Annotated in this window: 14 protein-coding genes and 1 tRNA gene; 7 read left to right on the top strand and 8 right to left on the bottom strand. The window is 64.1% G+C overall.

Going from position 1 to position 14,906, the window contains the following annotated elements; all coding sequences use genetic code 11:
- Positions 1–2: 2 nt before the first annotated feature.
- From AC4K8G_RS05115 to AC4K8G_RS05100, 4 genes are all read right to left on the bottom strand, one after another.
- Positions 3–79 (bottom strand) — tRNA-Arg (locus tag AC4K8G_RS05115).
- A gap of 72 nt (positions 80–151) precedes the next feature.
- Positions 152–2,617 carry a hypothetical protein gene (locus AC4K8G_RS05110; RefSeq protein ID WP_491733091.1) on the bottom strand — a complete coding sequence of 822 codons (2,466 nt, stop codon included), beginning with the start codon at positions 2,615–2,617 and terminating at the stop codon, positions 152–154.
- Positions 2,618–2,826: 209 nt separating this feature from the next.
- Entirely contained in the window at positions 2,827–3,906 is a 1,080-nt protein-coding gene (locus AC4K8G_RS05105; RefSeq protein ID WP_491733090.1) for a hypothetical protein, read from the bottom strand.
- Positions 3,907–4,433: 527 nt separating this feature from the next.
- On the bottom strand, positions 4,434–4,610 hold the full coding sequence (locus AC4K8G_RS05100; protein ID WP_491733089.1) for a hypothetical protein: 177 nt from the start codon (positions 4,608–4,610) through the stop codon (positions 4,434–4,436).
- Between the two features lie 237 nt (positions 4,611–4,847).
- Here AC4K8G_RS05100 and AC4K8G_RS05095 point away from each other — a divergent pair, with 237 nt between their 5' ends.
- From AC4K8G_RS05095 to AC4K8G_RS05085, 3 genes are all read left to right on the top strand, one after another.
- Positions 4,848–5,108, top strand: a complete 261-nt coding sequence (locus tag AC4K8G_RS05095) for a hypothetical protein (protein ID WP_491733088.1) — start codon at positions 4,848–4,850, stop codon at positions 5,106–5,108.
- A 52-nt stretch (positions 5,109–5,160) separates the two neighbouring features.
- Positions 5,161–5,496, top strand: a complete 336-nt coding sequence (locus AC4K8G_RS05090; RefSeq protein ID WP_491733087.1) for a hypothetical protein — start codon at positions 5,161–5,163, stop codon at positions 5,494–5,496.
- Between the two features lie 157 nt (positions 5,497–5,653).
- The gene (locus tag AC4K8G_RS05085; protein ID WP_491734463.1) at positions 5,654–5,776 is read left to right on the top strand and encodes a hypothetical protein; all 123 of its coding nucleotides are present in this window, start codon (positions 5,654–5,656) and stop codon (positions 5,774–5,776) included.
- Positions 5,777–5,846: 70 nt separating this feature from the next.
- On the opposite strand, the gene AC4K8G_RS05080 is transcribed toward AC4K8G_RS05085, so the two are convergent.
- From AC4K8G_RS05080 to AC4K8G_RS05065, 4 genes are read right to left on the bottom strand one after another with little or no spacing between them, the layout of a single operon-like run.
- Complete coding sequence (locus AC4K8G_RS05080; RefSeq protein WP_491733086.1) at positions 5,847–7,097, bottom strand: N-succinylarginine dihydrolase; 1,251 nt, start codon at positions 7,095–7,097, stop codon at positions 5,847–5,849.
- Positions 7,097–8,113 carry an arginine N-succinyltransferase gene (locus tag AC4K8G_RS05075; protein WP_491733085.1) on the bottom strand — a complete coding sequence of 339 codons (1,017 nt, stop codon included), beginning with the start codon at positions 8,111–8,113 and terminating at the stop codon, positions 7,097–7,099. Before AC4K8G_RS05075 ends, AC4K8G_RS05080 begins: the two co-directional genes overlap by 1 nt.
- A complete protein-coding gene (locus tag AC4K8G_RS05070; RefSeq protein ID WP_491733084.1) occupies positions 8,110–9,318 on the bottom strand; it encodes a hydrolase in 1,209 nt (402 codons plus the stop codon). The genes AC4K8G_RS05075 and AC4K8G_RS05070 overlap by 4 nt, the downstream gene beginning before the upstream one ends.
- Positions 9,319–9,362: 44 nt before the next feature.
- Positions 9,363–9,833, bottom strand: a complete 471-nt coding sequence (locus AC4K8G_RS05065) for an RNA pyrophosphohydrolase (RefSeq protein WP_491733083.1) — start codon at positions 9,831–9,833, stop codon at positions 9,363–9,365.
- Positions 9,834–9,878: 45 nt separating this feature from the next.
- Between AC4K8G_RS05065 and AC4K8G_RS05060 the strand changes: the two genes are divergently transcribed.
- The 4 genes from AC4K8G_RS05060 to AC4K8G_RS05045 all read left to right on the top strand — a co-directional run bounded on the left by AC4K8G_RS05060 (position 9,879) and on the right by AC4K8G_RS05045 (position 14,896).
- A complete protein-coding gene (locus AC4K8G_RS05060) occupies positions 9,879–10,865 on the top strand; it encodes a DUF1176 domain-containing protein (RefSeq protein ID WP_491733082.1) in 987 nt (328 codons plus the stop codon).
- Positions 10,866–10,945: 80 nt separating this feature from the next.
- Complete coding sequence (locus tag AC4K8G_RS05055) at positions 10,946–12,826, top strand: 2-oxoacid:acceptor oxidoreductase subunit alpha (RefSeq protein WP_491733081.1); 1,881 nt, start codon at positions 10,946–10,948, stop codon at positions 12,824–12,826.
- Positions 12,827–12,896: 70 nt separating this feature from the next.
- On the top strand, positions 12,897–13,907 hold the full coding sequence (locus AC4K8G_RS05050) for a 2-oxoacid:ferredoxin oxidoreductase subunit beta (protein WP_491733080.1): 1,011 nt from the start codon (positions 12,897–12,899) through the stop codon (positions 13,905–13,907).
- 14 nt (positions 13,908–13,921) lie between these two features.
- Positions 13,922–14,896 carry a metal-dependent hydrolase gene (locus AC4K8G_RS05045; RefSeq protein ID WP_491733079.1) on the top strand — a complete coding sequence of 325 codons (975 nt, stop codon included), beginning with the start codon at positions 13,922–13,924 and terminating at the stop codon, positions 14,894–14,896.
- Positions 14,897–14,906 lie beyond the last annotated feature (10 nt).

The raw sequence follows: 14,906 nt of genomic DNA, 5'->3' as shown, positions 1-14,906 counted from the left end.
AATGGCGCGCCCGAAAGGATTCGAACCTCTGACCCCCAGATTCGTAGTCTGGTGCTCTATCCAGCTGAGCTACGGGCGCGCGGATGCCGGGAAACGGCAGGGGCGCGACATAGGGGCGTCCGCCGCCTCACGCAACCCTGGCTTACGGCTCTTAGAAGACCTTGCGAATCTCGAACTCAATCGTCCTGCCTAGCGGGTCGCGATAGCCGGGCTGGTAAGGCAGCGGCGTATTGCGGTGGGAATCGTAGACTTCCTGCCGGTCATTGGAAATGTTCAGGACGTCCACGGATAAGCGAAGGCTCCTCGCCCAGTCGGAATGGGGGAAAAATCGCCTCATGTCGGTGAAGGCGCGGACGTTGATCAGCATGACCGGCGAGAAGCGCAGCGTGTCCGTGACCCCGCCGACCCGCGTTTGAAGCTCGCTCTTCCCGCGCCAGCTGATGCCAATGCGGGCGCCAGTCCCGCCCGCGGTTAGCGCGGCGGAAGCATCGATCTGGTGGCGCAGGCGTCCACCGCCGATGCCGATGGCGCCGCCGCCGAGTACGTCGACGGGATCGAGTCCTTTCCGGATCACGATTTCGTCGGAAAACACCATCGTGTGGTTGGCAGTGAGTTGGAGGAAGGTGCTTGGCCTGCGCGGCGCGCGCTTGGCGCCTTTAATTGGCGGACCGGCCGAGACTGGATCGCCACCAATCTTGGTGTTCATGCTGAAGCCCCAGCGGAGCCTCTTTTCACGTTCGGAGTCGAAGTTGACCGGCCGCAGATCGACCGTTGTCAGCACTCCGTTCACGTCGCGAACATAACGGTCGGGGAAGGCGAGAGTGACCGCGGCGCTGGCCTCGGGCAGGCCTGACACGAAATCCTTGCGGTTGGTGTCGGTATACTCGGCGTTCAACTGCAGATTGAGCTTCGGCACGAGCTTGTAGAGCGCGTTCAGGCGACGGATTTCGGTTTTTTGCGGCTTCAGGTCCGGATTGCCGCCCGTGATCTGGGTCACGTCGACGGTTTGACCGGTCAGCGGATCGAAAGTGCGCACGTCGGGTGTGATTGTGACGGCATCGCCCAGAGTCTGGGCGGCCGCCGGGTCGTCGTTCCGCTCGAAAGATCCCGTGATCCGAAGCGCCTCGACGGGCTGCCAGTTCAACTCTGCAGCATAATGATTGAGTGTACCGACGTTAGAGAAATGGCTCACGCCATATTCGAGGTTGGCATCGAGGTCGCCGACGCCGCCGAGAACGTTGCTGTCACGGCTTGTGAGCGGAATGTCGACGGCCCCGCGAACGGATTGCTCATTACGGCGGAAATCGCTGCGCGTGTCGCTGCTTCCAAAGAAGCTGTCGGAGCGGATACGATCCCAGACGACCTTGCCCTCGACCGTCGCAATGATCGGCCCGGCGGGTAGGTTGGTCAGCGGTCCGTTGGCGGTCAGTACCGAGGAGGTTGTCTTCGCCCGCGATGTGAACCGGCTGCTCGATAACGTGAGCAAGTCGGTGAGGTTCGTGGCGAAGGGATTCACATCGTCGTCGACGTGGATGCTGGACGAGCTGACCCTTTCCGTCCGACTGACGGTTTTCGATTGCTGGTAACTGGAGTTCCAGGTCGCGTTCCAACGCCCCCAATTGGCGTTGAACGTCACGTTCCCGTCGCCGCCGTTGCGGTGGCCCGTGCTTCGAAGCGGCGTCGGCCCGTAAAAGGCAAGTCCGACATCGTTCCCAAAGGGCGTGTACGCATTGGTGTCCGAGACGATGAAAAGCGCCGCCGGCAAGCCGCGCTTGCCATGGCTGCTGCTGCGATTGAGCCGCGCCGTGGCGTTCACGGTCAGCCATGGGGCCAGCGGCGTCGCGAATGTGCCGTTGAGGTCGTAATTGCGCGTGCTCGGCCGCAGCGTCCGGTACAGGCCTAGGTCGGTGGCCGTCGGCTGGTTCGCATGGGCGAGGAAGTCCTCGAGCGTCGGGGCGCTGCCGGACGGCACGGGCGTAACGGTAACGATGTGGCCCGCGAGTATACTGAGCGCCGGATCAATCTCGCCGGTGGAGTTTGGGTAGCCGACCACATTGCCTGTCAGCGCGTAGGGCAGGCGCGGCGCGGGCTGGAGGATGCCGCGCTGACTCTCGAGCAGGGAGCTTTCATCGCGGGCGCGCAAGGTCAGATTGGCTCGCTTGTTACCCTTGATCCAGGTCAGGATGCCTTCGCCGCGTTCGCCATTCCAGTTACCGTCGGTGGAGACTTTGTGGGCGGCCGTCGCTGTCACCGTCCTCGCCTGCTTCTTCAGCGTCAGGCTGATGACCCTTTGGCCAGCGCGTCCGCCAACCGCGACCGCAGACCCTCTCGGCAACACCTGTAGGTTATTGAGCACTTCGACCGGGAACGCGCCGATCTCCGACAAATCGTTGATCCGCTGGCCGTTGACGAGGATCAGCGGCTCGTCGGATTCCGCGCCAAGCTCGACCTGAACCTCGCCTATGAGCTCGTCGATCGTGCTGACGCCGTAGCTTTCGATTGCGTCGGGATCGAGGTTTCGTTCCGGCTGAATGTCGCGAAACAAGGGCGCGGTAATGATGATCGGTTCGCGGTTTTGGTCATCGTTCGGTGTTTGGGCTGCGGCAGCCACGGCCATTTCGGCAGGAATTGCAGCACCGGCGAGCAGCACCGCTAAAGCGCCTCGCTTCAGTTGCCGGTAATGAAGTCGAAGCCCCCCCGCTCCAAGCCCGTGAATACTCACGTCGGCTGCCCTCCTGGCGTACTTTTTACTATAGAATGGTGAATGAAAAAGCCCCGCCGGTGAAGGCCGGCGGGGCTTTTCAACTCGTACAAGGCTAGCCGAACTTAGTTGACCGGAACGGTAACCCAGTTGTGGCTGCCGGTGTTCAGGTTCGGAATGTTGGTGCCGGCATAGTTGCTCAGGCTGTACGGCGACGTTCCGCTATACCATGCGGTCGTGCACTTGCTGCCCGTGTAGCCGTTCTTGAGCACCCACGCGCCCGGCTTCTTGGCCGTACCGGTGGTCGGCGAGATGCAAACCACGACCTGGCCGATGATGACCGTTGCCGCGTCGAAATAGCCCGCGCCATTGTCCTCATGACCGCTCAGCGTATCAGTCTGCGTCTGGTCGAACGAACCGCCAGGGACGTTTCCGACCGCAACCGGCTCATCCCAATAAGCGGGAATGTCCGTGTCGGGATCGTCATAGGCTGGATCGTCGTACGCCTCCGTCTCAACAATATAGAGGCAGTTGGCCTGGGTCAGGCCGCCTTGCGGCGGTCCCGCCGGCAGCGACGAATTGAACGCGATACAGTTCTGCGTCGCGGCCTCTTCGTTGCCGTGGAAGTCCGGATTAAGGACCCAGTGACCGGTGCGGTTGTGGTGCACGGCGTCATGATGCTCACCTTCGATGTGCACCGCAGCATGATACACTTCCTTCGAAATGTCGCACGTATAGGGGTGCGTGAAGGTCGTCGTGAACTGCGCGTCGAAGTCGTATTGGCTCGTGCTGTAATAGCCGCCAACCGACTGCTGAATGCCGAACATATTGACGCTTCCGCCGTTGCGGTACGGATCGCCAAGAATCTCCCGATGCGCAGGAGTGTAGGTCGCACTCGTGCCGGGCGTCTTGTCGCTGGTCAGCGTGCGATCTGTCTCGGTGCCGACTTCGGTCGGGCCGCTCTTAAGCGTGACCGTGCCTTCGTTGACGGCACCAGCATAGTGGTCGCTGAGCTCAGCCGGGCCATCGGCGTCTGCGAGCGTAGCGGCACCGTCGCACACCAGCTGCGCGGCGGCGAGGTTGGTTGCATCCAGCCCGGCAGGATCGGGCGACGGCGTGGTCACGCCGCTCACCGTAGCGTAGCCCGGCGTGGACATGATGGTCGACGACAGAAGCGCCGCCGCTGCGATAATTGCGCGTTTCATTGGTATATTGCCCCTTCGCCTCAGTTTGTTTGGACGCACTGCCCAGTGGAGTAGAGGCGACTCGACTCCGCTAACTTCTTGTTAAACAAGTCGCGGATAACGAAAAAGGTTATCGAAAGTTAACCGGTGATCGCCTGTCCGGGTTTAGGACAATCCATGTTGTTGTCCCGGTTTGCCTCGACCGAGAGAGAGTCGGGACACCTCGGATCGGAAACACAACTTTCGATAAGGTGAGCGCAAATGCGATTAAGCGTAGGGAATGTCGGCCGGCCGACGGATTGCCCTGCGACCGGCAAGCAGGGGGTCCGCTCTTCGCTGGCGCGGGAGCGGGCCTCTTTTTCAGCTTGAGATGTAAACTGCCGCCACAATCAGGCCTGCGATCAGCACCGCTGCTAGCGCCGTCCTGACAAAACGGTCACGCGCGCGGCGCCGCTCAACATCGGCGCGCCTGCGGCTCTTTTCCTCGAAAAACTGTTCCCAGTCCTCCATGCGCCCGTCACTGCGAAGTCCGGGCCTGGAAGGCAATACTAACCAGCGATAGCAGTCTGGGTGCAAACGGCGGCGGTGGTATATTCGCTGGCGCGTGCGGCGAAGTCCTCGGCGAGCTTGGCATGCCAGGTTCGCGCGGCCTCGGTGACCGCCCGTTGCGCCGCAATCCGTTCCTCTACCGCGCGTCGGCGGTAATAACGCTCATTCGATTCCACCGGCTCCCCCTCCGCTAGAGAACCCCCAGACCATCACCCCGAATAGCTAAGAGATGGTTAATATCCACAGCAGGGTGGAACCAACTGCCGATGGATTCGCATCCATAACGACTGTTGTCCCGCGATGGAACAGCAAGTGGCCCTCGAGCGACACTGAAGCAAAGTTCACGAATCGTCTTTGAAACCTAACGACTCGACGCTCGTTGAGCCTTCAAAATGGTTTCGAAGGAAAGCACCATGCTGAGTTCGATTGAGTCCCGCCGCGCGGGGCAGTTCAATCCCAATGCCCGCGGCTATCACGCCGTGTACCATGATGGCGAAGTCAACCACTGCCCCGGCTGCGGCCGCACGCATTGGCTGATCGGCCGCCTGTCGGCCGAATGCGCGTTCTGCTCGACGGCCCTGCCGTTGAAGGAAGCGTCGAACCACGGCCCGGCCGCGGCGCCGCTGTTCTGGAGCGGCCGCCGGCCGAGCTACGCCGAGCTCAACGCCGCTTAATCTAAGCGAAATTTTGTTTCATGCTTCATGCGCGCGGGTGTATGCCCGCCGCATGAAGAAGCTCGTCCTGGCGTTGGCCGCGCTCGGCCTGTCGGCTCCGGCTTTGGCCGGTGCCTCCAACTTCACGCTTGTTAATGGCACGGACGGCGGCCTCGCCGGCCTGTCGATCAGGCGCGCCGGGACTCAGGAATGGAAGCCGCTGGGCACGGCACCGGCGGCCGGTGCCCGTGGATCAGTTAGCTTCAACGATCCGGATTGCGCGTTCGATATCAAGGCGACGGTCGGCGGAAACCCGGTGACCTGGGCCGGCGTCAATCTATGTGACGTGAAATCCGTGACTCTGAACCGCGACGCGTCTGCAGGGGCATGGGTCGACTACGACCAATAAGCGCGTGGCGCCGGGCCGGCGCCGCATAAGGTCCGCGAACCACGGCGGGCTCCGCCGGACGAACGGCATCGAGGAGTTTTCCCCCGGCGAGGAACACGACGCCGGTGCAGGCCAGCGCCAGCATCCATCCGCCCCAGCCCGGATAGACGGCCATATAATGCTGGCCGCGTTCGATCGCGCCGACAGCGATGGCGTAAATCACGAGGAACGCCTCGAGACGGGTCTTGATCGTGAACAGGCGGCCGATTTTGCGGAGCATGGACCTCATTCCAATAGTTAAGCACGCAACGTGCCAACGCCGGATTTGAGCCATTCCCCTGCTAAGGAAAACTCCTAATCGTCAATTAACCTTACAGCAGCTGTCCCAAATCGAGAGCCTCGAGCAGGGCGCCGCGAGCGCGCTCGATATCCGCGACCAGCGCGGGCGCCTGCAGGTCGTCGTGATGGATTTGCTCGGGCCAGTGGCGGCGGATCACATCGGCAAGCCAATCCAGCTTCGCATCATCGACCATGAAACGGGAGTCGACGGTCGTTGGGTCAGCAACGACACGAAGGCGCAAGCAGGCAGGGCCGCCGCCGTTGGCCATCGACTGTCGGACGTCGACCACTTCGACGCGGCGGATCGGCCCGTTGCCCGCGATATGCTTCTGGATCCAAGTCCACACCGAGGGCGTGTCTTGCGCCTCGGTCGGCACGATCAATGTGTTCTCGCCAGTTGGCAGGGTCACCAGCTGCGCGTTGAACAGGTACGAACGAATCGCATCGCCAAGGGGCACTTCGGCGACCGGCACTTCGACATAATCCAAGCCCGGCACGAGCCGCTCGCAAGCCGCGATCAGCGGAGCCTTGTCGGCAAACGCCAGCTCATGCGCGAACAGCACGCGCTCGTTCGCGACCGCGACGACGTCGTTGTGAAAGGCGCCCGCCGCGATCGCTTCGTCGGACTGCTGGGCAAACACGACGCGATCGGGATCCAGTCGATGCAACCGGGCGATGGCCCTGGAGGCTTCGAGGTGCTGGCGGGCTGGAAACGCGCCGCCCGACACGCCGTACACGAATACTTCGGCGCCGGGCTCGCCGTGCGCGGATGTCAGCCGCATGTGGTTCGCCGCGCCCTCGTCCCCGAATGCCGGCGGCACCGCGGCATGCACCGCGAACGCATCGCTGGCGAATGCCACGCGCAACTGGGCGAGTGTCGCGGGCCATTCGTGGCTGCGGTGCGGCATGGTCTTCAAATTGGCGACCGTCAGGTGGCATTTGCCATCGGCGGTATCGGGCGCGGGCGACACGGTTGCCGCATTGGCGGCCCACATCGCCGAGGCTGACATCGCGTTTGCGGCAAGCACCGCATCGGCATCCTCGATCGTCGCGCCAAGTTCGCCCAGCCACGCCCGGTTGGGTCGCGGGTGAGGGAGCAAGATCCCTTGCGACAGACCGAGCGCTAGATTGGCGCGCATCTTGTCGAGGCCCTGGAGCGCCGCAGCCCTCGGCTCCGACACATGGCCCGCGTTCTTGGTCGACGCGAGGTTGCCAATGCTGAGCCCAGCATAATTGTGGCTCGGCCCGACAATCCCGTCGAAGTTGATCTCGCGGAGCGGCATCAGCGCGCGACCACCGCGATTGGGTCGCCCGCGGTCACGTCGAGCAGGCGGCGGGCTTCGTCATCGATGGCGAGGCTTCCGTTGCCCAGGTCCGCGGCCGTTCCGAAGCAAGCGCGGAACTCGTCGAGCCTTCCAGTCGAGATGAGCATCGAGGTGCCGTCCGTCGCCGGTTTATCCGCGACGAGAAATTCGGCGGCCTCACGGACGGTTTTCACCTGGTCGACGCGAGACGTAACCGTCGGACCGCCGTCGAAAATATCGACATAGCCGTCCCACACGAAGCCCTCGCTCTCGAGCATCTTGAGCGCGCCCTGGCCGGTCGGGTGCGGTTTGCCGATCACGGCTTGCGCGGATTCCGGGAGCATCGCGACATAGATTGGCGCTTTGGGAAAAAGGTCGGCGATGAATTGCGTGCCATGGGTAGCGTTGAACTCGTCGGCCTCGGGGAAGGCCATGCCGAAAAAGCGGCCGCCGAGCGCATCCCAGAACGGCGAATTGCCATGCTCGTCGAGCACCCCGCGAAGTTCGGCCAGCACCATGTCCCCGAAGCGCTGGCGATGCGCCCTGATGAACAGGTAGCGCGACCGCGCAAGGAGCAGGCCGAGGCCGCCCGAGCGCGCATCGGGATGCAGGAACAGGCCGCCGACCTCGCTCGACCCCTCGAGATCGGTGGTGAGGTTGAGCGTCTGGTTGCGGAAAATCTGGCCTAGCTCCTCACTCTTCTGGGTGAGCGTCGAGATCAGGTATGAATAGAACGGCCGTTCGATCCCGACCGCGCCGAAGATCTGGCAGGTGCCGTGAACCGCACCTGTCGGCACGTGCTCGAGCATGAACACGTAAAGATCGGTGCCGGGCGTATCGTCGGCACGCCCGAAGCCCGCCCCGGCGCGCTCGATCTTCGCAGATAGCGTCGGGCGGTCGGGGGGGAGATTGGTGAAACCGCCGCCGGTGAGCTCAGCCAGCGACAGTAAGGAATCGACGTCATCGGCGCGCGCGGCGCGAAGGCGATAGGTCATCGGCCACCGTTGGCGAGGCGCATGATAGTGAGCGCGGACAAGGCGGCGCGTTCCGCCAAACTCTCGACGATCAGATATTCCTCCATGCTGTGAATCTTGCCGCCGCGCACGCCCATCGTATCGACGACGGGGACGCCGCAAGCGGCGATATTGTTGCCGTCGCAGACGCCGCCCGACGGTTGCCAGCCGATCTTCTGACCGAGGTCGTGGCCAGCCCTCTTGACCAGGTTGAACAAGGCTTCGGCGTCGGCAGTCAGCGGCTTTGGAGGCCGGCCGAATTCGCCCTTGGCCTCGACCTGCACGTCATGCTCGGCGGCGATTGCGGCGAGGATCTCATCGATTGCGCGCTTGGCCTCGGCCTCAATCTCCGGTGTGCGCGGACGCAAGTTGACGCGCAACACGGCGAGGTCAGGCACGACATTGCTCGGGCTTCCGCCTTCGATCCGCGATGGATTGACGCTGAGGCCATCGCGCTTGAGGTTGGCCAGCCGCAGCGCGAGGTCGGCAGCAGCAAGCAGCGCATTGCGCCCGTCTTCAGGATTGCGGCCCGCGTGCGCGGACTTGCCTCGCACCACGATACCGAAATTGCCGCTTCCCGGGCGAGCACCGGCGAGCGTTCCATCGGGCAGCGCCGCGGGCTCGTACGTAAGTGCGGCGCGCTTGCCGTTCGCCGAACGCGCGAGCAGCGGCGCCGACGATAGCGAGCCGACTTCCTCGTCACTGTTGATCACGACTTCGTAACCGAAGCGGTCGGCCAGCGGGCTATTTTCGACCGCGTTCAGCGCCGCCAGCATGACTGCGATTCCGCCCTTCATGTCGGCGACGCCGGGGCCGCCAAGCACGCCGTCTTCGAGCCAATCGGTCGTCTGGAATGCATGATCGATGGCGAACACCGTGTCCATGTGGCCGGTGAAAAGGAGCTGGATCGGCGCGGACGGACGGACGCTGAGATGAAGATGGCGGCCATGCTCGATTGCGACCGTGCGCCCGGCGCTGTCGACGGTGTCAACCTTGCCCGGCGCTTCGAGCCGAAGCGCGCCGGGAAGCGCCGCGAAAGCGTCGGCGAGGATGCCGGCCATCGTCTCCAGGCCAGCGAGGTTGCGCGAGCCGCTGTTGACCGCCGCCCAGGAAAGAACCTGGTCAAGCATCGGTGAAGCGGCGGCGCGATCGATCGTGTCGCGCTCGGTGGTCGACAATTCCCCCATGGCTGGCTCCTAGCCGCGCCGAATGAGGGACGCCACCCCGGCACCTAGAGGTACTGCGCGAACTCGCTTAGTAAGCGGCGATAGAGGTCGCGCTTGAAGGGGACGATCCGTTCCGGCAGCCGCGCGGGCTCCACCCATTCCCAGGCGCGAAACTCGGGGTGCGGCGTCGCGATGTTCACGTCCTCGTCGCGGCCGAGGAAACGGCACAGAAACCAGTCCTGGTCCTGGCCGACCCAGTGCTCTCTCCACACCACGCCGATGAGCTCGTCAGGCAGCCGGTACCTGAGGCGCTCGGGGCATTCCGCGATGCGCTCGACCAAGTGCGGGGCAATGCCGGTCTCTTCTTCAACCTCGCGCAGCGCGGTCGCCCACGGCTCTTCGCCCTCATCGATCCCGCCCTGCGGCATTTGCCAGGCGTCCGCGTCATTATCGATGCGCGCCCCGACCCACACCTTGCCCTCCTGATTGAGGAGCATGACGCCGACCCCACGTCGATATTGATCGCTATCAGACATAAAGCTCGCCTAGCCGGTGAAGCTCCGGCGGACTAGACTGGGCTCATGTTGGGGGTTTTCCTGCTTGCCGCCGCGATCGGGCCACAGATGGGCGTGCTCAAGACGTTCAAGGACTGGATCGTCGGCTGCGATAACGGCCGGCTGTGCCAGGCTTCGGCGATGATGCCGGAAGCCGACGTCGGCGTGACGGTGACGGTGAGGCGCGGTCCCGAGCCCAATGCCGTGCCGCAGGTGTGGCTGCGCGGCTTCGACGAAGGCCCTGCCGACCTTCGCGCGGATGGCGAGGCGATTGGCCTGCGCCTCAAGAAGAATGACGACGACGCCTTCGTCGTTGCACCGCGCGATGCGGTCCGCCTTCTCGACATCCTACGGTCGGCCAAATCGGTCGAAGCCTTCGACACTTCCGGTAAGTCTGCCGGTGACGTGCTTGTCAATGGCGCGACGGCCGCGCTGCTGTACATGGATGAGCAGCAGCATCGGCTAGGGACCCGCAGCGCGTTGGTCCGTCGCGGCGACAAGCCGGACAGCAGCGTGCCGCCGCCGCCGGCACTCCCGATCCGCTACAGTGTTGAAGGCTCCGCCAAGCCGGCGGCAAAATTGTCGCCGGCGTTCGTCGCCAAGGTCCGAAAGGACAATGACTGCCCCGATGAAAAGGACCCCGACCTCGTCAGCGCGGATCGGCTCGATGCGACGCACAGCCTGGCGATGGTCACGCTCATCTGTCAGAGCGGCGCCTACAATTACATCTCGGACAATTTCGTGATCGTCGATGGGCGCCCGCCGCAGCCGGCCAAATTCGACGACGACAAGACGCAGGACGACGGCGATCTCCACTACAACTTGTCATGGAACGCGAAGACGCGACGGCTCGACGGAGGGATGAAAGGCCGCGGCATCGGCGATTGCGGCGGACGCGAGCATTATGTGTGGGATGGGATGCAGTTCCGCCTCGTCGCGATCGAGACGATGGGCGAGTGCCGGGGCGTCATCGACTTCATCTCGGTGTGGCGCGCGCGGGTGATTGACCGCTGATCGACAAGACGGTGGCGAATCCGCACTCACAGTCCTAAAGAGGACGACCCCAAGCACTCGCGTTTGTGAAGGACTCGTCAGTGGCGACAGCCACCCATCTTCTCACCGAAAAGGAAGCGACGGCCCGTCCGGCGCTTGAGGCCGTCGTGGTCCGCTTCGCCGGCGACAGCGGCGACGGCATGCAGCTGACCGGCGGCCAGTTCACCCTGTCGACCGCGCTCGCTGGTAACGACCTTGCGACTTTCCCGGACTTTCCTGCCGAGATCCGCGCGCCCCAGGGCACGACGTTCGGCGTGTCCGCCTTCCAAATCAATTTCGGTTCGAAGGCGATCGAGACCGCCGGCGACCAGCCCGACGTGCTGATCGCTATGAACCCCGCGGCGCTGAAGGTGAATGCCGAGGCGCTGCGCGAAGGCGGCCTGATCATCGCCGACGAAGGCGAGTTCACCGCGCGCAACCTCGCCAAGGCCGGTTACGAGCAGAGCCCGCTCGAGGACGGCAGCCTGTCCAAGTGGCAGGTCGTCCACTTCAACATCTCGCAGCTGACCCTCGATGCGGTGAAGCCGTTCGGCCTCGGCAACAAGGAAGCGCTGCGCTGCAAGAACATGTGGACCCTCGGCCTTGCGCTGTGGATGTTCGACCGCGACCGCCAGCCGATCGTCGACTGGCTGAAGGCGAAGTTCGCCAAGGCGCCCGAGCTCGCCGAAGCCAATATCGCGGCGCTCAACGCTGGGCACGCGTACGGCGAGACGGTGGAGATGGGCGCTCCGTTCAAGCAGCACCATATCGCCGCGGCGCCCGCCGAGCCGGGCCTCTATCGCACCGTCACCGGTGCCGAAGCGCTGGCGCTGGGCCTTGTCGCAGGGTGCCAGCTCGCAGGCCTGAAGATGTTCTTTGGCGGCTATCCGATCACGCCGGCCTCCGCGCTGCTCCACCATCTCTCGCGCCTCAAGGAATATGGCATCACCACCTTCCAGGCGGAGGATGAGATCGCGGCGATCTGCGCGGCGATCGGCGCAAGCTACGCGGGGCAGCTTGGGATCACTTCGTCGTCGGGTCCGGGCATCGCTCTGAAGACCGAAGCCATGGGCCTCGCGGTGATGACGGAAATGCCGCTGGTGATCGTCAATTCGCAGCGCGGCGGCCCGTCGACCGGCTTGCCGACAAAGACCGAGCAATCCGATCTCTATCAGGCGGTCTATGGCCGCAACGGCGATTCCCCGATTCCGGTGATCGCCGCGCGCTCGCCCGCCGACGCGTTCGGCTGCGCAATCGAGGCGTGCCGTGTGGCGGCGCATTACATGACACCGGTGATCCTGCTGACCGACGGCTATATCGCCAACGCCGCCGAGCCGTGGCGCGTGCCGGACATGAGCGGCTACGCGCCCTTCCCGGTCAAATTCTTCGACACGCCGCCGGCCGAAGGGCAGGGGGTCATGCCCTATGCCCGCGGCGACGGCCTCGCGCGGCCCTGGATCAAGCCCGGCACGCCGGGGCTCGAGCATCGCATCGGCGGGATCGAGAAACAGCCCGGTACCGGCAACATCGATTATTCGCCGCAGGCCCACCAGGAGATGACCGACACCCGCGCCGCCAAGGTGCTCGGCGTCGCCAACTCGATCCCCGACCAGGACGTATGCATCGGCCGCGAGGGCGCGGAGCTTGCGGTGGTCGGCTGGGGCTCGACCTTCGGCCCGATCCACCAGGCGGTGCGCCGCAAGATCGCCGAGGGCAGGGACGTCGCCCACGTCCACATTCGCCATATCTGGCCGATGCCCAAAAACATGTCTGTCCTATTGAAGGGCTTCAAACATATCCTCGTGCCTGAAATGAACATGGGACAGCTCAAGACGCTGCTCCGCGACCAGTACCTGGTCGACGCGCAGCCGCTGACGAAGGTATCCGGCCACCCCTTCCGCATCGCCGAAATCGAGGCGGCGATAGATCGGGCACTGACGTGAAACCCATGAACGTCTTCCCGATGGTGATCATGCTGATCGCGATCGTCCTCATCATTTACTGGCTGGCCCCATGAACGACATGACTCCCGTCACCACCGCCAAGGACTGGGCATCGGACCAGGAGGTCCGCTGGTGCCCGGGCTGCGGCGATTACGCGGTGCTGAAGGCCGTGCAGCGGACGATGCCTGACCTTGGCGTCGCGCGCGAAAATACCGTCTTCATCAGCGGCATCGGCTGCTCAAGCCGCTTTCCCTATTACATGTCGACCTACGGCTTCCACACGATCCACGGCCGCGCCGCCGCGGTCGCGACCGGCGTGAAGCTCGCCAATCCCGAGCTCGACGTGTGGATCATCACCGGCGACGGCGACGCGCTCTCGATCGGCGGCAACCACACGATGCACGTGCTTCGCCGCAACCTCGACTGCCAGATCCTGCTGTTCAATAATGAGATCTACGGGCTGACCAAGGGCCAATACTCGCCCACGTCTCGCGTCGGCACGCGCTCGCCGTCGACCCCGTTCGGCTCGGTCGACCGGCCCGTCACGCCGTGCGCTTTTGCTCTTGGCTCGGGCGCGCGCTTCATTGCGCGGGGCATCGACGTCCACAAGAATTTGCCCGATGTACTCAAGGCAGCGCACGCCCACCGCGGCGCGAGCTTCGTCGAAATCTACCAGAATTGCGTCGTCTATAATGACGACGTCTTTGCGAGCTTCACCGAGCGCTCGGTCGCGCAGGACAAGCAGTTGTGGCTGCAGGCGGGGGAGAAGATGCTGTTCGCGGGCGGCGCCAAGGGTCTCGCGCTCGACACCGAGCGGCTGTGCCTCAAGGTGGTCGAGGGCGACGATCCGTCGGTGATCGTGCACGACCCCAAGAACCGCGGCGTCGCGGCCATGCTGATCGAAATGCCGCCGAGCTTCCCGGTTGCATTGGGGGTCATCTATGAGGACCCGGCGCCGACGTTTGAATCCGCGGTGGTCGAACAGAATGCGGCAGCCGCATCAGGCAAGACGCCGGACCTCCAGGCGCTCGTGTCCAAGGGCCAGACCTGGCAGGTCGAAAAGGAGCCGCGACCCGAGTGATCCGCGCGGCCTGATTGGACAACATCACCCACACATTGGCCGGCGCGTTGCTCGGCGAGATGGGGCTTCGTCGTCGTTCGCGCTTTGCCATGGCCGCCTGTCTGCTCGGCGCCAACGCGCCCGACATCGATGTCTTCGCGCCGCTCGCCTTCCCGGTCGACGGCATCGAATTCCACCGCGGGCCCCTGCATGCGGTGTTCGCGTGGCCGTTTCTCGCCGCAGCGATCGTCGGCTTCCTGTGGTTGCTCAACCGCCTTCGACCGGGCGGGCCGGACGCTTTGGCATTCAGGCCCGCCCCATTGTATCTTGTCGCCTTCATCGCGGTCCTCACTCACCCGTTCCTCGACTGGCTCACGACCTACGCCATCGCTCTCCTCGCGCCGGTCAGCTGGCGCTGGAGCTCCGGCGACGCGATCTTCATCGTCGACTGGGTTTACTGGCTGCTGATGATCGTCGGTATCTGCTGGTCAGCCCGCCGGTGGGACCTCCGCCAGCCGCACCCCGGCCGGCCGGCTCAAATCGCAGGCTTGCTCATGCTGGGCTACATCGCCTTCAACCTCGGCGAGAGCGCGAGGGTCGAGCATGCCGCGGCCGATCAACTGCGCCATCGCGGCTTCGAGCCGACGCTCGTGGTTTCCAGCCCGCCGCCGTTCGCCTTTTGGCGGCGCTCGATCGAATGGAGGACTAAGGAATCGTTCGGCAGCGGGTCGTTCGATTTTCGCAATGGCGTAAAGCTCGATCCGACTGTGCAGCCGCTCGGCCTCGATGATCCGGCGCTCGCGAAGGCCAAGGCGAGTGAGCGCCACGTGCGCGCCTTTCTCGTCTGGTCGCGAATGCCGATCGTGCTGCACCTCGACGGCAAGACCTATTTGACCGACCAGCGCTTCTACACGTCGCTGCGGTCGCGGGTCGTGCCGAAGCGCGTACGCAGCTTCTTCCAGCATTCGAGTTTCCTCGTTCCGCTCGACAATCCGCCTCCCAGTTCATAACTCGGCCATC

It is taken from the genome of Sphingomonas sp. SP3 (assembly GCF_058514305.1).
This window is presented reverse-complemented; position numbering and strand designations above follow the sequence as displayed.